Origin of the sequence: Streptomyces cylindrosporus (assembly GCF_022698165.1) — a bacterium.
GTDB classification, from domain to species: domain Bacteria; phylum Actinomycetota; class Actinomycetes; order Streptomycetales; family Streptomycetaceae; genus Streptomyces; species Streptomyces cylindrosporus.
In genome coordinates this window covers 461774-481999 of record NZ_JALDAY010000001.1, presented here as the reverse complement: position 1 = coordinate 481999, position 20226 = coordinate 461774, and the positions used below count along the sequence as shown (strand labels likewise).

Sequence of the window (20226 nt, the reverse complement as noted above, 5' to 3'; positions counted from 1 at the left end):
GGGCGGGGCTCGTCTACGGGCAGGGGGGCGTGTGGACATACCTGAACGGGAGTGGGGCAGCACGTCCGACGACCAGCCCTACTTCTTTCTCAGTTACGCCCACACACCGCCCTGGGGCCCCGGCGGCGGCGACCCCGACCACTGGGTGCACGTGCTGTTCCGGGACCTGTGCACCCACATCATGGCCATCACCGACCTGCCCGCCGGCTCCCATCCCGGCTTCATGGACCGGGAGATGCGGCCCGGGGACGGCTGGCCGCAGAAGCTGAGCGAGAACCTGGCCAACTGCCGGGTGTTCGTGCCGCTGTTCTCCTCGCGGTACTTCACCAGCGAGATGTGCGGCCGGGAGCTGTTCGCGTTCAACGAGCGGATCCGGCAGGCCAAGGACGGCGGCGCGCCGGAGGCCCTCGCCATCGTGCCCGCGCTGTGGACGCGCGTCGACTACGCCCGGCTGCCCGACTCGGTGCGCCACATCCACCTCAACGAGTCGACGTTCCCCGACCGTTACGCCACCGACGGGATCTACGGGCTGATCAAGCTCAACCGGCTGCGCGACGAGTACGAGGAGACCGTGCTGCGGCTCGCCGAGCGGATCGTGCGGGTGGCCCACGAGACGGCGCTGCCGACCGGCCGGCCACGCGACTACGAGAGCACGCCGAGCGCGTTCCGGCCGCGCGGGGCAGGACCACGCCAGATCCGCCTCACGGTCGCCGCGCCGACCCGGGACAGCATCCCGGGGCACCGGGACCCCGGCCCGTACGGCGAGGACGCCCGGGACTGGAACCCGTACCACAACGAGACCCCGCGCGCGCTGGCCGCGATCGCCGGGGACGTGATCCGCTCGCTGGACTACCGCGTCACCGTCGCCTCCCTCGACGACGAGGACACCGGCGACGAGCCGCCGCCCGGCGAGGAGCCCGGCGAGGAGCGCCAGGAGCCGCGGTCCAACGGGCCGGGCATCCTGCTCGTCGACCGCTGGGTGCTCACCGACGAGGAACGGCGGCGCAGGCTCAAGGCGTTCGACTCCGGTGCCCGCCCCTGGGTGGGCGCCGTCGTCCCCTGGAACCGGGCCGATGCCCAGTGCCACGGCGACGAGGGGCGCCGGCTCACCGAGGAGCTGGAGCGCACCCTCCCGCTGCTGCTGGACCGCGGGCGGCGCGCCGACGCGCGGTCCGCGGTCAACGGCGTACCCACGCTGAAGTCGTTCACCGAAGTCCTCCCCGGCGTCGTGGCGAGCACGACCCGGAAGTACCTCAAGCACGCCGCGGCCCATCCGCCGCCGGGTCCGACCGTCCCCAGGCCCCGTCTCGTGGGCCCCAGCCAGCCGCCGTACCAGGAAGGCGGAACCGACCGCGGAGGAGACGCATGACGGCCGCACAGGACGGACGCATCATCACCTTCTACTCGTACAAGGGCGGCACCGGGCGGACCATGGCCCTGGCCAACACGGCGTGGATCCTGGCCGCCAACGGCAAGCGCGTCCTGGCCGTCGACTGGGACCTGGAGGCGCCCGGCCTGCACCGCTTCTTCCACCCGTTCCTGGAGCCGAACGCGCTCGCGGCCACCTTCGGGGTCATCAACATCATCCAGGAGTACTCGGGCGAGGCCACCACGGACGATCCCGGCCGCCCCGACGACTGGCACTTCGAGTACGCGCGCGTGCAGCCGCACGCGGTGTCGATCCGGCCCGACCGCTTCGACCTGTCCTTCCCCGACGGCGGCTGCCTCGACTTCCTCTCCGCGGGCCTGCAGAACCCCGCCTACTCGGGCACGGTGTCCTCCTTCGACTGGGACAACTTCTACGAGCGCCTCGGCGGCGGCATCTTCCTGGACGCGCTGCGGTCGAACATGAAGGAGACGTACGACTACGTCCTGATCGACAGCCGCACCGGGCTGTCGGACAACGCGGCCATCTGCACCATGCAGATGCCGGACGTGCTGGTCGACTGCTTCACGCTCAGCGACCAGGCGCTGGACGGCGCCGCGGCGGTGGCCCGCAACGTCGAGGAGGGCTACCGGGGGCGCCCGATCCGGGTGTTGCCGGTGCCGATGCGCATCGACGAGGGCGAGAAGGAGAAGGTCGACGCGGGCCGGGCGCTGGCCCGGGCCAGGTTCGACGGGCTGCCCAAGGCGCCCGACGGACGGGAGCTGGACCCGGAGGAGGTCGCCAACTACTGGGGCAGCGTGGAGATCCCGTACCGCCCGTACTACGCGTACGAGGAGACCCTCGCCACGGTCGGCGACGAGAGCGGCATCGCCAACTCGCTGCTGTCCTCCTTCGAGCGGCTGACCGCGGTCATCTCCGACGGCGAGGTCACCTCCCTGCCGCCGATCCCGGAGCCCGAACGGCTGCGCTGCCGCGACGCGTTCCTCAGGCGGCGGCCCACGGTCGGCGCGGCGAGTGTCGTGGTGGTGCACGCGGCGGAGAACCGGATCTGGGCCGACTGGATCGAGTCGCTCCTCAAACGCGCCGGCTGCCAGGTCACCCTGCACGACATCTCCACCGGCCCGCCGGAGCGCCCCGACGGCATCACCCGTACCGCGATCCTGCTGTCCAACCCCTTCCTGACCTCCCGGTACTCCGACGCCGTCTGGCGCACCCTGACCGAGAGCGGACTGGGCCTCGGGCACGGTACGACGGTGCCGCTGCGGGTCGAGGAGGTCCGGCTGCCGGAGTCGTATCTCGACCACAACCCCGTGGACCTGCACCGGCTGGACGAGGAGCAGTGCGTGAACGCCCTGCTGCGCGCGCTGGAGCTGTCCGCGCTGCCGCCGGACGCCCGCCCCAAGTCGCCGCGCTTCCCCGGCAACCGGCCCAAGACCTCGAACGTGCCGCTGCGCAACACGACCTTCACCGGCCGCAACCTGATCCTCAACCAGATCCGGGACCAGCTCGGCGACGGCAGCGCGGCCGAGGTGCGGCCGCAGGCGCTGTTCGGGCTCGGCGGGGTGGGCAAGACCCAGGTCGCGCTGGAGTACGTGCACCGCTTCCAGGCCGACTACGACCTGGTGTGGTGGACCTCGGCAGAGCACACCGACACCGTGATCGCCTCGCTGGCCGAGCTGGCCGTCCGGATCGGCGCCACGGACGACGACGAGGAGGACATGGTGCAGGCCGGCCAGGAGGCCGTGCGCAGGCTCTCGCGCGGCGAGCCGACCTCGCGCTGGCTGCTGGTCTTCGACAACGCCGACGACCCCGACGACCTCCTGCCCCACCTGCCCAAGCGCGGCGGCGGGCATGTCCTGATCACCTCCCGCAACCAGGCCTGGGCGACCCGGCAGAAGACGGCCCAGCCCATCGACGTCTTCCAGCGGGAGGAGAGCGTCGAGCACCTCACCCGGCGCGCGAAGGGGCTGGCGCCCGAGGAGGCCGACCAGGTGGCGCACGCCCTGGGCGACCTGCCGCTGGCCGTGGAGCAGGCGGCGGCCTGGCTGGCCGAGACCGCCACCCCGGTCGAGGAGTACCTGCGGCAGCTGGAGGAGCAGACCACCAGCGTCCTCGACCTCAACCAGCCCGTCGACTACCCGATGACGGTCGCCGCGACCTGGAACGTGTCCATCGCCCGGCTGCGGGAACGTTCCCCCGCCGCGGCCCGCCTCCTCGAACTGTGCGCCTTCCTCGCCCCCGAGCCGATCTCCAACACCCTCCTCTACAGCAGGGCGATGATCGACGCCCTCAAACCCGAGGACCCGGCGCTGCAGGAGAGCCTGCTGCTCGGCATGATCATCCGGGAGATCGGCCGGTTCGCGCTGGCCAAGGTCGACCAGGGCAGCATCCAGGTGCACCGGCTGGTCCAGGCCGTCATGCGCTCCCAGCTGTCCGAGGCCGAGCAGCGGCGCACCCGGCACCTCGTGCACACCGTGCTCGCCGGGCTGCGTCCCGACGGCGACGAACCCATCGACGACCCGAAGTCCTGGCCGCGCTTCGACGTCATCTGGCCGCACCTGACCGCCTCCGACGCCCGCAACTGCACCGAGCCGGAGACCCGCCGGCTGCTCATCGACCGGGTCCGCTACCTGTGGAAGCGCGGCGACTTCCCCGGCGCCCAGAACCGCGCCGAGGACCTCCTCGCACACTGGCTGCCGATCCTCGGCGAGGACGACGTGCAGTACCTCTACCTGCGCAGCCAGTTCGCCAACGTCCTGCGCTCCCAAGGGCGTTACGTCGAGGCCAGCGAGGTCGACCGGGATCTGCTGCGGCGCCAGCGCAGGGTGCTCAGCACCGCGCACCCGCACACCTACGTCACCATGTCCCAGCTCTCCGCGGACCTCGCGGCGCTCGGCGAGTACCGGGAGGCGGTGGACCTCGCCAGCGAGGCGCACGAGGGCTTCAGCCAGATGTTCCACGAGTCGCATCCGCGCACCCTCAGCGCCGCCAACAACCTGGCGCTCGCCCTGCGCATGGTCGGCCGCTACAGCGAGGCCCGCGAGATCGACCAGGACACCCTCGACCGGCGCACCCAGATCCTCGGCCCCGAGCACCCCTACACCCTGGCCTCGATGGAACGGCTCGGCCGCGACCTGAGGGAGGTCGGCCGGTACGCGGAGTCGGTCTCCCAGCTCTCCCAGGCGTACGAGGCCCACAAGCGGATCATGCGCAAGAAGTTCCCCGGCACGCTGCGCTGCGCCAAGTCGCTGGCCGTGTCGCTGCGCCGCAACGGGCAGTTCGAGGACGCCCGCAGGCTGACCACGGCGACCCGCAAGCAGTACCGGGAGCAGTATCCGAGGGACCAGTACCCGAAGCCGCCGCCGGACGCGCTGGCCTGCGACCTCAACCTGGCCGCCGACCTGTTCGCCGCGGACGACCGGCAGGCCGCCCGGGACACCGCCCTGGAGGTGCTCGCCGAGTACATGCAGGTGCCGGGCGAGGCGCACCCGTACACCCAGACCGCGCTGAACAACCTCGGCATCTTCCACTGGGGCTGCGGTGAACTCGACGAGGCGGAGGACGTGTTCCGCAAGGTGCTGCCGCGGATGACGGAGGTGCTCGGCGAGCAGCATCCGCACACCCTGTTCGCCACGGTGAACTACGCCAACGTGCTCGTCTCCCTCGGCCGGCCCGACCAGGCGGGCCAGTTGGAGGAGCGGGCGGTCGCCGCGCTGCGCCGGGCGCTCGGCCCGCACCACCCCGAGACGCTGGCCGCGGCCGCCAACCTGGCGCTCACGCTGCGGGAGTTGGGGCGTGAGGAGGAGTCGCGGCGGCTGCACGAGGAGGCGCTCACCGAGTTGCGGCTGCTGCTGGGCGAGGACAACGGCATCACCCGGCTCGCCCGTCAGGACCGGCGGATCTACCGGGATCTGGAGCCGCTGGCGGTGTGAGCGCGCGGCTGGCGGAACTCTCGTCGGCCAGCAGCCAGTTGAGGATGTTGGGCAGCACGCGCAGGGCCGCGAAGTGGGCCGCCGTCGGATCGACCACGGCGGTGGCCCCGGGGATGCGGTCGGCGAGCCAGACGGCGTGCGAGACCGGCGAGAACGCGTCCTGGCTGCCGTGCCACAGCAGCACCGGCACCCGGATCTCCGCCGGGTCGAAGCCCCAGGCCCCGGTCACCGCGAACACGTCGTCGATCCAGCCGTACGCCGAGGTCCGCAGCGCCTCGTGGTAGTTGCGCAGCAGCATCGAGCGGACCGTGTTGTCGTTGACGATCAGCCGGTCGTCGGCGGTGAGGTCGCCGCGCAGCTCCCGCAGCAGCCGTGCGGGGTCCTCGCGGATGGCGTTCGAGCGCGGGATCAGCCGGGCCGCGAACCGCTCCGGGTCGGTGGACGCCGTACGGAACTCGTTGACGTTCGAGGGCGCCATGCCGGCGAACCAGTCGAGGCCCTCCGCGTCCCGCGGGGCGAGGCCCACCAGGGCGGCGGCCCGGGTCACCCGGTCCGGCAGCCGGGCGGCGACGGCCAGCGCGTGCGGGGCGCCGCCGGAGCGGCCGGCCACCGCGAACCGGTCCAGGCCCAGGGCGTCGGCGAGGCGGGCCACGTCCTGGACGACGTCGACGACGCTGCGGCCGGGCTTGCGGTCGGAGCCGCCGTAGCCGGGGCGGTCGTAGCTGATGAGCCGGGTGCCGCGCAGGTGGAGGAACATCGAGCGGGGCCTGGGGCCGACTCGGCTGCCGGGCATGCCGTGCAGGAGGAACACGGGGCGGCCGCGCGGGTCTCCCGAGACCTCGACCCGTAACCGTCGCCCGTCCGCCGTCCGCACATGGTCAGGCACCGTCGCGCTCCCCCCTGCCGAAGCCCATGGACCGGCACCACGCTTCCCCGAGACCTGCCCGCGCCGCACGGAGGCGAAACGACGGCCCGGGGCCGCGCGGATCAGTGGCCGGATCCGATGTCGGCCTGCAACTCCTTCGCCGAACTCCCGGCCGCCCCGGTGTCCTTCCGGTCCGCCGCCTCCCGCGCCTTCCTCAAGTCGGCGGCGAGAGCAGCCGACTTGGGCGTGTCCCCCCGCCGCCCGATCAGCTCCAGACAGGTCACGTCACCCGCCACCGCCCCCGCGTCGCCCGCCCTCGCGTCGATCTCCAACTGCCGTGCCCACAGGGCGAGTCGGGCCAGGTCGACGGAGGTGACGGGCTCGTACCGCAGCCGCAGGTCCGTCGTGTTCTGCTCGGTGCGCAGGGCCGCCGCCCGGTCGGCCGGGGACTTCTGCCAGGTGTTGAGGTCGCGGGTCATCTGCCGCCGCAGCAGCGGGGGTACGGCGTCGGCGGCGCGGTAGGTGTCCCAGGCGGCCCGGGCCGCGCGGACCCTGGCCGGTGTCGGGGTCGCGTGGGCCGTGCGGACCGCCTCGGTCAGGGCGGTCAGCCCCGGCGGCACCGGTGCGTGCTTCGCGTCCGTCGGGACGGCCAGCGAGACCGCCTCCAGGTCGCCGGCCGGTGAGCCGGTGGAGAACTCGCCGTAGCCGGGGGCGAAGACCTTGTCCTCGGTCGTGCCGTCCAGGTGGAGTTCGTGGACGGTCATCGCGTCCGTGATCCTCCCGTACGGCCCGTCGACGGTCTGCCCGACGCCACGCACGGTGACCTGCTCGAAGACGACTCCGGGGAGGTTCTCGGTGCGGTAGACGTCGCCCTTGTGCGGGTGCGCGGGCATGATCATCGCGCCGGGGGCGCCGTCGCGGCCCGCCTGCCAGGTGCCCTCGGTGTCGGCGACGACGCCGTTGTCGTAATTGAAGACGCTTTCGCCGAGGTACCAGACGGAGCCGTCGTCGGCCTGGGCGTACCAGTCGTCGGCGACCTCCTCGACACGGCCCGCCGAGAAAGCGACGTACTGGGAGGTCAGGGCGTGGATGGTGCGGTCGCCCCAGGGGATGGTCCTGGTGCCGGGGAGGAGAGTGACCTCGGTGCGGAAGGGTTTGCCGGACTCCTGGCCGCCGTAGACGGTCTGGGTGACCCGGGCCGTGGGGTGGAGGGGGTTGGTGATGCGGGTGGGGTGGGTGAAGCGGGGGGCCGCGAGGTCGACGCGGGCGCTGTCGGGGGCGAGGGGCAGGCAGGAGGCCGCCGTACGGCCCGTCGTCTCGTCGACCGCGTGCACGCAGTCGCCTCGGTGCGCCTGGTTCCCGGAGCAGGCGCCGGCCAGCAGGACGGCGGCGGCGAGAACGGGCCGGATGGTCTTGTTCCTCATGCCCGTCAGCGTCTCGCCGTACCGCTGAACAGAGGCTGAACACAGCTGACGGAGCGTTCAGTTCCGCGCGTGCCGCCGCGTCTCACTCCCCCGACGGCAGCGTCACCACGAACCGCGCGCCGTCCTCCACCGACGCCTTCCCGCCGTGCGCCGCCGCCACCTCCGCCACGATCGCGAGGCCCAGCCCCGCGCCGCCCGCCTCTCGCGTGCGGGACTCGTCGAGGCGTACGAAGCGTTCGAAGACCCGGCGGCGGTCGGCGGCCGGGATGCCCGGGCCGTCGTCCTCGACCGCCAGGCGTACGAAGCTCTCCCCCGCGCCGGTCAGCGTGAAGGCCACGCGCGCGCGTGCGTAACGGGCCGCGTTCTCGCCGAGGTTGCGCACCAGGCGCCGTAGCGCGTCCTCGTCGCCCGTCACGCGGGCCGCGCCCACTCCCGTGGTGTCGATGCGCAGGCCGGTCGAGGCGCGCAGCCGCCGGGCCTCCGCCAGGACGAGGTCGTCGAGGTCGACCGGGCGGCGGGCGGCCGGTGGCGCTCCCTCGTCGGCGCGGGCGAGCAGCAGCAGGTCGTCGACGAGGCGTTGCATGCGTACGGCCTCCTCGTGCACCGTCGCCGCCAGGGTGCCGGCGTCGGCGCGCGCGGGGTGGGCGAGGGCGACCTCGGTGTGCTGGCGGACGGCGGCCAGGGGTGAGCGCAGTTCGTGGGAGGCGTCGGAGACGAAGCGGCGCCGGGCGGCCTCGGCGCGGGCCACCCGGCGCAGGGCACGGCCCACGGCGGCCCAGGTCGCGCCGGCCGCGAGGAGCAGCAGCGCGGGCGAGCCGATGAGCAGCAGCCGGGTGACGGTCCCGGTGGCCTCGGCGACTCCGGCGGGCGTACGGCCGTCGAGGACGACCAGGTCACGGTCGCCGTCCCGGGCGCCGACGGCGACGACGAGGAAGCGGTCCTCGTCGAGCGGGGTCTTCACGGAGGCGTCGCGGCCGGGTTCCAGGCGGGCGAGCGCGGGCTGCCCCCGGACGTTGCCGCTGGCGGCGACGACCCTCCCCGCCGCGTCCACGACCTGGAGGAACTCCTCGTCCGGGTCGGTGACGGTCGGCGCGGGCACCCCGCGCCCGGCCTCGATGACCCGGGCCACCTCCCGCGCCCGCCCCCGTGCCGCGTCCCGCACATCACCGGAGAGCTCGGCCCGCAGCCCCTGCACCAGCAACGTACCCCCGATGACCAGCGCGGACGCCACCGCCAGTACGGCGATGACCGTGGCCCGCACCCGGACCGCCCGCAGCCTGCGCCGGTGCCGTTCACCGGCGGTGGCCGCTCTCCCGCTCTCACCCGTCATCCCGCACCAGCCGGTACCCGTGCCCCCGCACCGTCAGCAGCGACCGGCGCCCGAAGGGCCGGTCGACCTTGTTGCGCAGGCGGCGGACGTACACCTCGACGATGTTCGGATCGCCCTCGAAGTCGTCGCCCCAGACGTGGTCGAGGATGGTCCGCTTGGACACCGCCTCCCCGGCCCGGCGCAGCAGGAACTCCAGGACCGCCAGCTCGCGCGCGGTGACCTCGACGGCCCGGCCGGCCCGGGTGACCGTGCGGGCCGCGGGGTCCAGGCACAGGTCGCCGACGGTGAGGACGGCGGGGCGTTCGCGCGCCTCGCGGCGGAGCAGGGCGCGCAGGCGGGCGAGCAGGACGGCGTACGAGACCGGTTTGGTGAGGTAGTCGTCGGCGCCGGTGTCGAGGCCCTCGATCTCGTCCCACTCGCCCTCCTTGGCGGTGAGCATGAGGATCGGCGTCCAGTCGCCGCCGGCCCGCAGCGCCCGGCAGACCCGGTAGCCGTTGAGGCGGGGCAGCATGATGTCGAGGACGATCGCGTCGTAGGCGTTCTCGCGGGCCAGCCACAGCCCGTCCACCCCGTCGGGCGCCACGTCGACGGCGAAGCCCTCGGCCTCGAGCCCGTCCTTCAGCCCGGCCGCGAACCGCTCCTCGTCCTCGACGACCAGCACCCGCATGTCCTCACGCTACGGCAGCCCGGGGCCCCTTCTCAGGGCGAGCGGCGGCCGGGGGCCCGTTCGGTGTCGGCCATTCCGCGAGCGGCCGGGTATACCCGGCGCCCGTGCGGGCAGGCGAACCGACAGCGCCGCCCGGCCCCCGCGGAGCCGGTTCCAGGACTCTTCGCGCGGCACGGCGGCGGGACTCGATGTCGTGGCGACTACCGGGGAGCAACGAGGCGCAGACATGATCTCAGCGGTACACACTCCACTCACGGGACGGCTGAACACCCTGGTCATCAGCGGCCGTGTGGAGGCCGGCCGGGCCGTGCTCGTGCCGCGCGGGGAGCTGGTGCAGGGGTGCGCGGACACCCTGGCGCGGACGCTGGACGACCTGCCGGCCGACACCGGCCAAGTCGACCTGGACATGGCCCAGGTCGTCTTCATGGACACGGCGGGCCTGCAGTTCCTGGACCTGCTCGACGCCTACGGCCACTGGCGCAGCATCCCGGTGCGGGCCACGCGCTGGAGCGGGCAGCCGCGCCGGATCCTGGAGCTGGCCGGCCTGGACACCGCCGACCCGCTGGACCGCACGGCCCGCCCGGCCGACCCGGACACCGAATCGCCGGAGGCCGAATCGCCGGACACCGAGGCGCCGGCCGTCTCCGCGGTCGCCATGGAGCGCGCGGAACAGCTGCGGCTGCTGCGCACCGAGGTCGAGCAGCTGCGCCGGGCGATCGCCTCGCGGCCGGTCATCGACCAGGCCCGCGGCATCCTGATGGCCACGCACGCGTGCAGCTCCGACGAGGCCTGGAACATCCTGCGGCAGGCCTCCCAGCTCTCCAACACCAAGCTGCACACCGTCGCCGCGGCGGTCACGACCGGCGTCGGTGGCGACGGCCCTCCACCCCCGCAGGAGGTACGCCGGGCCCTGCGCACGGCGGCGTCACGCACCCTGCGCTGAGTCTCCCGGGCGGCACCGCTACGGCGTACCGCGCCGATACGGCGGTCTCGCGCCGCCCGCCGGGAACCTCGTCATGGCGTCAGTACGGCAGCAGCCGGCCGGACGGGGTCCGGCGGTCGATCGTCGTGTCGCGGGGCGTGCTGGGTCGACGCTGGACGCGGATACGGGTCTGACGGTTCATGACGCCCTCCTCGGGTCGGTGTGTCCCTCTGGCTGACGTGAACCAGCCTCGTACGCGCGCCGTTTCGGCACATCGTGCCCACGGAGGCCCCTGCCATGCCTCCCCGGCAGGATCCGATGCATTCCGGCTACTCCCGGGGGAGGACGGTGACCCCAAGATCCCCCCGACTTCGTACGGGTAAACGATCGTTTTTGGCCGAGAAACAGTCGGCGGGCGGGGCCGGTCCGGACATATGCTGCCTGCGCGCGACTCCGCACAACACCACAGCTGCCCGCCGCCCTGGCCCGCCCGGAGAGGGACCCGCCCGATGACCACCAAGGCGATGAAGTCCCTGCTCGCCGCGCTGGCCGCGGAGGCGTCGAAGTCGATCCGGCGGCCGGCCGAACCGCGGGCCGTGATGGCGGAGTTCTGCCGGGCGATGAGCGTGCGCGCGGGCCGCCCCGTCCAGTTGGTGTTCCGGGCCTTCCCGCCGGACCTGCCGGTGTCGGGACTGCGCCTCGACTTCGCCGACCGGTCGGTCGTCGTGGTCGAGGAGAACACCGTCCCCGAGGCCCAACTGGTCATCCTGGGCCACGAATTGTGGCACGAGGAGCAGGGCTCCTGCGACGGCCACGCGCTCACCACCGCCGCCCGCGCGCACGCCCCCGGCCAGACACCCGAGATGCTGCGCCGGGCCGCGGAGCAGATCCTCGCCACCCCCGAGGTACCCCGCGAGGCCTGCCTGGCCGTCGCGGCCCGGTCCGCCTCCGCCGACGAGCACGAGGCCGACGCGGAGACCTTCGGGCTGCTCTTCGGGCGCGAGGTGCGCACCTGGATGACCGGCCGTTACGCCCAGGGCCCGGTCACGCCGGCCACCGTCGAGGGCCGTATCGACCTGTCGATCGGCAACCGCGGCGGACGCCTGCTGCGATGATCCCGCACATCCCCTACTGGATACCCACCGCCCTGCTCGCCACCGCGCTCGTCGCCAAGCTGCCGACCCTCGCCCGCGCCTGGCGCGACCCCGACGTGCGCGCGACCACCGTGCTGCTGGCCTCCGCCACCGCCGTGCTGGTCGTCATCACCCCGGCCAACATCGAGCGCCTCAACCGGCTCACCGGCGTGCCCAACATCGCCTCGCCGTGGGCGTACTCGTTCCTGACCGCGTTCTGCGCGACCGGCCTGACGATGATCATCCGCTGGCGCGAGGAGCCCTCCGAGCGGCGCGCCCGCCGGATGCGCCGGATCTACTGGGCGTACGCCGGTGTCGTGGCCGCCCTGTGGGGGACGTTCCTGCTGGCGGACACGCCGGAGCCGCGGATCTACGACCTGGACACGTACTACGCCGGTACGCCATGGATGCGCGAGCACATCCTGCTGTACCTCACCGCGCACATGGTGTCGTGCCTGGTCGCCGCCTGTCTGCTGTGGAAGTGGTTCCCGCAGATCGGCAACCGCTGGCTGAAGGCGGGCGTCGTCCTCCAACAGCTCGGCTACGCCTCGGGATTGCTCTTCGACGCGGCGAAGCTGACCGCGATCGGCGCCCGCTGGTCGGGTACCGACTGGGACGTCCTCAGCACCCGGGCGGCCCCGCCCTTCGCGCTCCTGGAGGCGATCCTGGTCGCGCTCGGTTTCCTGGTACCGCAGGTCGGGCCGTTTCTGCAGCGGTGGGTACGAGATCAGCGCGAGCACCGGCGGCTACGCCCGCTGTGGCGGGCGGTACGCGTCCTCGGAGCGTCCGCGGCCCCGGCCCGCCTGGGCTTCTGGGCCCCGCTGGACCTACGCCTGATGCAGCGCCGCCAGCACATCCACGACGCGCTGCGCCTGCTGGGCCCGTACTTCGACGCCGGCCTGTACGACAAGGCGTACGAGGCCGCACTGTCCGCGCACGGCGCGGCGGGCGCGAACGCGGCGGCCGGTGCCGTCGTGGTCCGGGCCGCGCTCGACGCCCGTCGTGCGGGCGCCCCGCACCCCGCCGGGGCCCCGGGCGCGCGCATCGGGGCCCTGGTGACCGGTGACATCGAGGCCGTGTCCCGGGCCCTCGGTCATCCCCGCATCGTCGACACCCTCCGCCGGCGGGTGACCAGCACAGAAAGCCCGATCCCACATGCCTGAGCCTCTCCCCGCCCGCAGACCGGCCGCCGTCGTCATCGGCGCCAGCGTCACCGGCCTGCTCACCGCAGCCGCGCTGACCGAGTTCGCCGACGTCACGGTCGTCGAGCGCGACCTGCTCCCCGAGGGGCCCGAGCCGCGCCGGGGCGTCCCGCAGGCCCGGCACGCGCACCTGGTGTGGAGCGGCGGGGTGCGCGCCTTCGACGAGCTGCTGCCGGGCCTGGTCGCGGAGATCGTCGCGCGGGGTGCCCGACTGGCCCACATCATGGGCGACATGGTCTCCCGGGCCCCCAACGAGATCTGGTTCCGCCGCTTCACCTCCACCCACCACCGCAACCTGGTCTGCACCCGCGACCTGCTCGACGCGGCGATACGGGCCCGGGTCCTGGCCGACGACCGGATAACGCTCCGTCAGGACACCACCGCGGAAGCCCTGTTGGGCGACGCCACCCGGGTCACCGGCGTCCGCGTCCGCAGCGGCTCCGGCTCCGGCTCCGGCTCCGGCTCCGGCTCCGAGGAACTCGACCTCCTGGCCGACCTGGTGGTGGACGCCTCCGGCCGCGGCTCGCACGCCCCGCGCTGGCTCACCGGCCTCGGCCTGCCCGAGGTCACCGAGCGCGAGGTGAACGCCGGCGTCGCCTACGCCACCCGCCTCTACCGGGCCCCCGGCACCGCCGCCGAACGGGACTTCCCGCTCGTCAACGTCCAGGCGAACCCGGCGAACACCCCCGGACGCGGCGGCATCATCGTGCCCGTCGAGGGCGACCGCTGGATCGTCACCCTCTCCGGCACCCGCGGCGGCGAACCCACCGCCGACGCCGACGCGTTCGCCGACTTCGCGCTCTCCCTCGGCGACCCGGTGATCGGCGAACTGATCAAGTGCGCCGAGCCGCTGGGCGAGGTGGCCACCACCCGCTCCACCGCCAACCGCCGCCGCTACTACGAGAAACTCCCCCGGTGGCCCGACGGCTTCGCCGTCCTCGGCGACGCGGTGGCCGGCTACAACCCGGTCTACGGCCACGGCATCACCGTCGCCGCCCAGTCCGCCCTCGCCCTGCGCAAGGTCCTGCGCGCGACCGACCTCACGGCCCCCGGCACCGCCCGCCGCATCCAGCGCGCCACCGCCCGCCCGGTCGCCGCCGCCTGGGACCTCGCCGTCGGCCAGGACGCCTTCTACCCCGGCGCCACCGACAGCCCGCCCACCGCAGTGGAACGTTTCCTCGCCCGCTTCGTCGACCGCGCGGTCGCCACCGGTGCCCGCAACCCGCGCGCTCTCGGCGCCCTGCTGGACGTGATGAGCCTGGAGAAGCCCGCGCTCCGCCTCTTCTCGCCGGACATGCTGATCCCGATGCTGTTCGGCCCGAAGCGACCCCACCTCGACGCCCCTCCGCTGACGGACGAGGAGCGCGCGGCGGCCGGCTGAAACCGACGTCCGTCCCGAGGGACGCGTGGGCAGAGGGCGCCCTCGCGAACGGCGGGCTTCACGGAGTCGGTCCGGGCCCGTAAGGGGCACACTGGAGGCGACCAGGAGGAGCCATGCGCATTCCCCTACGCCTCCCCCGGCGTCCCGCTCCGGCCGGCCCGTCCCGCCCGGCGCAGGTGCTGGCGCTGGTCGCCGTCCTGGACGAGGCGGTGGCCGCGCAGACACCGGCCGACCGGGCGGTGGCCGCCTGCGGCGAACCGGGGCCGGTCTCCCGGCAGACGGCGCGCGCGTGCGGCCTGCAGAGCATCGCCCTGCACCGGCTGCGCACCCGGCTGCAGGACCTGCGGATCACCGACCCCGAGCTGGCCCGGGCCCAGGACCGGGCGGCCCGGCTGCTGGCGTACGACCTGTGGATGCTGCGCGAGTCGCTGAACCTGGCCTTCACGGTCCATCACGACCCGCGCACCGAGGCGGCCCGGCTGCGGCTGAACGGCCTGGGCCGCCACGCCGACGACCTGCGCCGCCTGCGCGACGGCCTGCGCGCCCAGGTGGGCTGACGGCCGGACTCGGCCGGGCCCGGTCCGGCCGGGCCGGGTTCAGCTGAGGCCGAGTGAGGACAGCGCGGTCGTCCAGTCCGACGCCATGGCGCCGCGCGCGTCGGAGAGGCTCACCGTGCCGTTGCAGACGGCCTTCTTCAGCTTGTTCTCGACGGAGTCCTTGCTGGTGGCGGTCTCGTCGCCGTAGCGCGGCTCCGGCCACAGGTTCTGCTCGCTCTTGGGCGCGCCGCCGAGTTCGAGCGGGACGAGGTGGTCCTCCTCGTAGTCGGAGGTGCTGGTGTCGTCGTAGCCGTACTCGGCGATCTGCTCGACCTTCAGGGCGTTGGTGTACGACGTCGACGGGCGGACGGTGGCGGTCCAGCCCGAGACGCATATCGTCGAGCCGATGGTGCTCTGGGTGACGTCGGGGTTGTAGGCGCCGGGCTGGCAGGTCGGGTCGGGCAGCGGCAGATAGGCCTGCGAGCAGCTCTGCGCGTGCGCGGCCGGGCCGGTGGTGAGGACGAGACCGGCGACGCCGAGCGCCAGGGACGTGGTGGTGGCGGTGAGACGACGGGTGGGACGCATGGGGGACTCCCGCGATCGGCCCGGGGCTCCGGGCGGTCGTGGGCATGACAGCACCGCGAGTGTCTATGCGGGTAGAACCATTGGGTGAATACTCGACGACCTCGCCGAACCCTTACCGAGCCATGGCATGCGATTGGCCAACGCCGGGCGGGCTCTTGGGCGTTGGGAAACCGTTTGGACACCTCCGCCGCTCCCGGACGCTGTTGATCGATCCGGCACCGGCGCATAGTTTCCGGGGCATGACGAACGTACGGATCGGTGTCATGTACGACCGCGCCTGGGCCCCCGAGGGACTGCCCGAGTTCGCGCGGCAGGCCGAGGCGCTCGGCGCGGACGACGTGTGGGTGGTCGAGGATCTCGGGTGGGCCGGCGGTGTGTCGGCGGCCGCCGTGGCGCTGGGCGCGACGCGGCGCGTCCGCGTGGGCATCGGCATCGCCCCCGCCCCACTGCGCAGCCCTGCCCTGCTGGCGATGGAACTGGCCACGCTGGCAAGGGTGTTCCCGGGCCGCCTGGTGGCCGGCATCGGGCACGGCGTGCCGGAGTGGATGGCCCAGGTGGGCGCCGCGCCACGCTCCCCGCTGGCCCTCCTGGAGGAGACGATCACGTCCGTACGAGCGCTGCTGCGGGGTGAGCGCGTGGAGCTGGCGGGCCGCGAAGTCCGCCTGGACGACGTCGGGTTGGTGCATCCGCCGGCCGAGGTCCCGCCGGTGGTCGCGGGCGTCGTACGCCCCCGTTCCCTCGAACTCTCCGGCCGGGCCGCGGACGGCACGGTGATCGCCGAGGGGCACGGTCCGGACGACCTGGAGAACGCCCACGCGCTGATCGCCAAGGGCGGCGCCGGCCCCGACCACACCCTCACCGTCTTCGCCTTCGCCTGCGTCGGCGACGACCCCGACGAGGTGACCCGCGCCCTGCACCCGCACACCGAGGGCCACGCCGCCTGGCTCGGGCGCCCGCAGGACGAGGTCTTCACGGTCGCGGGCCCGGCCGCCCAAGCCGCGCAGAAGGTAGGGGAGTTGGCGGAGGCCGGCGCGGACACGGTGGTCCTGCGGTTCGCGGGCGAACAGCCGTTGCGGCAGCTGGAGGCGGTGCTGGCGCGCCGGTGACGGACGCGACCCGCTCGGCCGTGTCCCGGATGGCCCGGACGGCCCGCCGTGCCGTGACGCTCGGTCGGGGTCAGGGGGATTCCAGCGGGGTGGTCTCCAGCAGTCCGGCGGCCACCCGGCGGGCCGGCGCCCGCGTCTGCTCCGCGACGCGCCGGAAGGTCTCCGCCGGCCGGGCCGGCCAGTCGGGTGGCAGGTGGCGCGCGGGCAGCCGGGGATCCGTGCGGATGGTGCCCAACCAGTCGGCGACCAGGCGCAGATGGATGGCGAGCGGGTCGCCGGTGGCCTCGCCGACGTGGGTGGTCCAGCATCTGCCGAAGGCGGCGTAGCGGGCGGCGATGGTCTCCAGGCCCCAGGTGTCGGATCATCATGTCGATGTCGGTGGCGGCGTCGGCGTGCGCGTGGAAGATCGTGACGTGGGCGGCGATGCCGAGTTCGGCGACGGTCCCGGAGATGTCGCCCTCGCCCGGGGCGATCCACAGCCCGCTGTAGAGGGGGCCGAAGCCGGACCAGATGAGCCGGGAGCGCAGGTCGTGGCGCCGGCGCTGCCAGGCCTCGGGGAGCGAGAAGCCGAGCAGGGTCCAGGTGCCGTCCCAGTCATTGCCACCGGCACAGCAGGCCGCGGCCCACCGTGCGGGTGAGGGTGGAGCGGACGGCCTGCTCCCCCACTCCGACGCGACCGAGGGGCGTCACGCGGGAACGCTCCACGAGCCTCCGCTCGTCCGGCACTTCACGTTGCGGACTCCTCGCCGGGGGGCATGACACCGCGAAGGTAGGCGTGTACATTGCGGCCGTCAAGAAGGTGCACAACCTCTAGATCGACGGTCGTCACGGCCCAGGCCCGCCGCCCCGGACGCCGGACCCACCTCGACCCCGGGCGCGGCCGACCCCTCAACTCACCTGACTCGGCGCGCACTTGTGCACAGCGAATCGTCCCCGGTCACCTTTCCGTCAGGAGGAGCCCCATGCGACGGCGCATTCTCGGGCTTGCGACAGCAGTGGTCACCGCCGCCGGTGCGGCAGCATGCGGATCCTCGCCCGCGGACACGAGCGGTGCCTCAGCCTCGGGCAGCGGCAGGACCACCCAGGTGAAGGTGGGCATCGTCCCGATCGTCGACGTGGCGCCGCTGTATCTGGGCCGGAAGAAGGGCTTCTTCGCCGACCGCGGCATCGAACTGAAGACGGAGAGCGCCCAGGGCGGCGCCGCGATCGTCCCCGGCGTGGTCAGCGGCCAGTTCCAGTTCGGGTTCAGCAACACCACCTCGCTGATGATCGCCCAGACCAAGGGAATTCAGGTGACGTCGGTGGCCAACGGCGACGCCACGACGGGCAACACCACGACCGACGTCAGCGGCGTGGCGGTGAAGAAGGACAGCCCGATCAAGTCCGCGAAGGACCTCGCGGGCCGGACGGTGGCCGTCAACACGCTGCAGAACATCGGCGACACCACCGTGCGCGAGGCCGTACGGAAGGACGGCGGCGATCCCTCGAAGATCAAGTTCGTCGAGCTGGCCTTCGACCAGATGCCGGCCGCGGTCAGCAGCGGCCAGGTGGACGCGGCCTGGATGGCCGAGCCCGCGCTGACGATCGCCAAGGCCCAGGGCGACCGGGTCGTCACCTCGCCGTTCGCCGAGACCGACCCGAAGCTCACCCTGACCGCCTACTTCACCTCCACCCGACTCACCAAGTCCGACCCGGAGTTGGTGAAGAACTTCGCCGCGGCGATGACCGAGTCGCTCAAGTACGCCGACGCCCACCCGGACGAGGCACGTCAGGCCGTCACCACGTACACCAAGATCGACGCGACGGTGCTCAAGGACCTGACGCTGCCGTCCTGGCCGACCGAGTACGACATGGCCTCCCTGGAGAAGCTGGCCCGACTCGGGGAGCAGGACGGCATCTTCGGCGACAAGAAGCCCGACCTCAAGACACTGTTCCGGTGACCCCCGCTGCTGAAGGCCACTCCTCCCTGAAGGTCACTTCTTCGTGACGGACGCCACCCAGGCGATGAAGTTGGTCGTCGGGTCGCCGGTGCGCTCGGCCTGCGTGTGCGCCTTGGCCCAGACGGTGGCGAAGTCGACGTCACGGATGCCGTAGTTCAGCAGGGCCAACTGGAGGTTGATCTCGGTGGTGTTGGCGGTGTCGCCCTGCATGATGCCGGTGCGGATGCGCCAGTGGCGTGCCACCTGCGACCGCCGGTAGCCGGCGAAGGCGGGCGAGAGGTAGTACAGCGGGTTGTACGCGTCGGCCCGCCAGGCCATGTCCTTGCCGACGCTGTCCTTCTTCGCGAAGTCGCTGTCGTACGCCGCGTATCCGTAGTCGGAGTTCCAGTCGGAGTACGTGGCGTACTTCGTCTCGTTCGCCTTGATGACATCGCGGGAGAGCGGCACGAAGTGCGACGGGGAGTTCAGCGCCATCGCGAAGACGCTGTTCTCGCCCTGCCCGCGGGAGTACCCGTCGAACGCGCCGACCGGCTTGTTCGCGTTCTTCTGGCTGTCGACGAAGCCTTCGAGGCCGGACACCGTGGCGGTGTTGGTCGCGGAGTCGTAGGTGACCCAGGTGCTGTTGGTGTTGAGGTAGGCGATGTAGTCCTCGACCGTCTCGTACGTGGTCGAGGTCCCCGTCTGGCCCGATCCGGGCGGGCCGCCCTGCGTCGTGATGGTGTACGGGAAGGTGTTGTCGGCGAGGAAGTTGTTGAGCGAGGTGGTGATCACCCCGATCAGGTGGTCGTAGTAGCTGCCGGCCAGGTAGGTGCCGCTGCTGGACTCGGTCAGCTCCAGGCGCCTGCCGTGCTCGTCGCGCAGCCCCAGCCGGTTGAGGTACTTGGGCCAGGCCTTCGCGAGGTCCGCCGAGTAGGCGCTGGTCCAGGTGCCGGACGCGCGCGTGCCCGTCGAGGCGAACTGGCCCATGTTCCACTCGTAGGACAGGTTGGCCTCCTGCAGGTTGGTGATCGGGCACCAGGCCATCACGCCGGCGACGGCGTCGCTGAGGGGCCGGCCGTTCGCGTCCTCCATCGCCGCGCCGAGCGAGCGCAGGTAGGGGAAGTACAGGGGGCTGTCACCGGACGAACCTCCCACGCTGGCCTGGGCGCCGCCGCCGCTCATGCCGAACAGGACGATGTCGTCCGTGGAGCCGGGCAGGACACTCTTGTTGTACCGCAGGAAGCGGATCGCGGCCTTGAGGTCGGTCACCGCCCAGGGCGCCGCGTCGTTGCGGGTGCTGGTAGAGCTGTCCTTGCCGCGCATGCCCGGCCACACGTAGATGTGCCCGGCCGCCAGGTACTGCGACACGCTGCTGTAGCTGTAGGACGTGGCCGGCTTCTGCGCGGCGTAGCCGGGGGTGTTGACCGGGATCACGATCGGCGCCGTGCGCCCCGAGTAGGCGCCGACGGTGCCCTTCGGGTTCGGCTTCGCGGTGTACGTGGTGCCGTCGCTGTTCGCGGTGGCGGTCAGGTAGGCGCCCGGCACGTAGATCGACAGGTTCTCGTAGTCCGTCGCGGCCGGGTTGGTGACGTACACCTTCCCGAGTTGGTAGTACACGTCGTTGGCCGAGTCGTACGACCAGGCGGTCGGGTCGAGTTCCAGCGAGTACGCCGAGGACGTGCCCGACGAGCCGGACGACGATGCCGTGCCGGCGAAAGCCGTTCCCGACGCGCTCTCGGCGATACCGAACGCGGCCACGGCCGCGGCGCTCCGGATGACCGTCCTGCGGTTGATGTCCACTCCTGGACCTCCCTGTGTCGGGCTGTGCGGGCTCTGT

Annotated in this window: 15 protein-coding genes and 1 pseudogene; 9 read left to right on the top strand and 7 right to left on the bottom strand. The window is 72.8% G+C overall.

All coding sequences use genetic code 11. From position 1 onward, the window contains the following. Positions 1-31 precede the first annotated feature (31 nt). Positions 32-1369, top strand: a complete 1338-nt coding sequence (locus tag MQP27_RS51335; protein ID WP_242760091.1) for a TIR-like protein FxsC — start codon at positions 32-34, stop codon at positions 1367-1369. Then, a complete protein-coding gene (gene fxsT / locus MQP27_RS02030; protein WP_242760082.1) occupies positions 1366-5319 on the top strand; it encodes an FxSxx-COOH system tetratricopeptide repeat protein in 3954 nt (1317 codons plus the stop codon). Before MQP27_RS51335 ends, fxsT begins: the two co-directional genes overlap by 4 nt. Here fxsT and MQP27_RS02025 read toward each other — a convergent pair. From MQP27_RS02025 to MQP27_RS02010, 4 genes are all read right to left on the bottom strand, one after another. Then, complete coding sequence (locus tag MQP27_RS02025; RefSeq protein ID WP_242760073.1) at positions 5258-6205, bottom strand: alpha/beta fold hydrolase; 948 nt, start codon at positions 6203-6205, stop codon at positions 5258-5260. The two genes, fxsT and MQP27_RS02025, sit on opposite strands and share 62 nt — an antisense overlap. A 101-nt stretch (positions 6206-6306) precedes the next feature. Then, the gene (locus tag MQP27_RS02020; RefSeq protein WP_242760071.1) at positions 6307-7608 is read right to left on the bottom strand and encodes a hypothetical protein; all 1302 of its coding nucleotides are present in this window, start codon (positions 7606-7608) and stop codon (positions 6307-6309) included. A gap of 82 nt (positions 7609-7690) precedes the next feature. Then, positions 7691-8938: a sensor histidine kinase gene (locus tag MQP27_RS02015; RefSeq protein WP_242760069.1), complete on the bottom strand. Its 1248-nt coding sequence runs from the start codon at positions 8936-8938 to the stop codon at positions 7691-7693. After that, positions 8928-9605: a response regulator transcription factor gene (locus tag MQP27_RS02010; protein WP_242760066.1), complete on the bottom strand. Its 678-nt coding sequence runs from the start codon at positions 9603-9605 to the stop codon at positions 8928-8930. The genes MQP27_RS02015 and MQP27_RS02010 overlap by 11 nt, the downstream gene beginning before the upstream one ends. Positions 9606-9831: 226 nt before the next feature. Here MQP27_RS02010 and MQP27_RS02005 point away from each other — a divergent pair, with 226 nt between their 5' ends. The 5 genes from MQP27_RS02005 (at position 9832) to MQP27_RS01985 (ending at position 14800) form a co-directional block, all read left to right on the top strand. Further along, the gene (locus tag MQP27_RS02005; RefSeq protein ID WP_242760045.1) at positions 9832-10548 is read left to right on the top strand and encodes an ANTAR domain-containing protein; all 717 of its coding nucleotides are present in this window, start codon (positions 9832-9834) and stop codon (positions 10546-10548) included. A gap of 488 nt (positions 10549-11036) precedes the next feature. Next, positions 11037-11642: a toxin gene (locus MQP27_RS02000; protein WP_242760043.1), complete on the top strand. Its 606-nt coding sequence runs from the start codon at positions 11037-11039 to the stop codon at positions 11640-11642. Beyond that, a complete protein-coding gene (locus MQP27_RS01995; protein ID WP_242760041.1) occupies positions 11639-12823 on the top strand; it encodes an MAB_1171c family putative transporter in 1185 nt (394 codons plus the stop codon). The genes MQP27_RS02000 and MQP27_RS01995 overlap by 4 nt, the downstream gene beginning before the upstream one ends. Further along, positions 12816-14243 (top strand): NAD(P)/FAD-dependent oxidoreductase, encoded by a 1428-nt coding sequence (locus MQP27_RS01990; RefSeq protein WP_242760039.1) that lies wholly within the window; start codon positions 12816-12818, stop codon positions 14241-14243. The genes MQP27_RS01995 and MQP27_RS01990 overlap by 8 nt, the downstream gene beginning before the upstream one ends. A gap of 113 nt (positions 14244-14356) precedes the next feature. Beyond that, positions 14357-14800, top strand: coding sequence for a hypothetical protein (locus tag MQP27_RS01985; RefSeq protein ID WP_242760037.1), 444 nt, complete (start codon positions 14357-14359; stop codon positions 14798-14800). Between the two features lie 39 nt (positions 14801-14839). On the opposite strand, the gene MQP27_RS01980 is transcribed toward MQP27_RS01985, so the two are convergent. Further along, complete coding sequence (locus tag MQP27_RS01980; protein ID WP_242760029.1) at positions 14840-15364, bottom strand: hypothetical protein; 525 nt, start codon at positions 15362-15364, stop codon at positions 14840-14842. Between the two features lie 239 nt (positions 15365-15603). On the opposite strand from MQP27_RS01980, the gene MQP27_RS01975 reads away from it, so the two are divergent. Next, positions 15604-16470, top strand: a complete 867-nt coding sequence (locus MQP27_RS01975; RefSeq protein ID WP_242760027.1) for an LLM class flavin-dependent oxidoreductase — start codon at positions 15604-15606, stop codon at positions 16468-16470. A gap of 70 nt (positions 16471-16540) precedes the next feature. On the opposite strand, the pseudogene MQP27_RS01970 reads toward MQP27_RS01975, so the two are convergent. Next, positions 16541-17196, bottom strand: a pseudogene (locus tag MQP27_RS01970) (PaaX family transcriptional regulator). A gap of 236 nt (positions 17197-17432) precedes the next feature. On the opposite strand from MQP27_RS01970, the gene MQP27_RS01965 reads away from it, so the two are divergent. After that, positions 17433-18410 carry an ABC transporter substrate-binding protein gene (locus MQP27_RS01965; RefSeq protein ID WP_242760025.1) on the top strand — a complete coding sequence of 326 codons (978 nt, stop codon included), beginning with the start codon at positions 17433-17435 and terminating at the stop codon, positions 18408-18410. Positions 18411-18443: 33 nt separating this feature from the next. On the opposite strand, the gene MQP27_RS01960 is transcribed toward MQP27_RS01965, so the two are convergent. Beyond that, complete coding sequence (locus MQP27_RS01960; RefSeq protein WP_242760022.1) at positions 18444-20189, bottom strand: esterase; 1746 nt, start codon at positions 20187-20189, stop codon at positions 18444-18446. Positions 20190-20226: the final 37 nt, after the last annotated feature.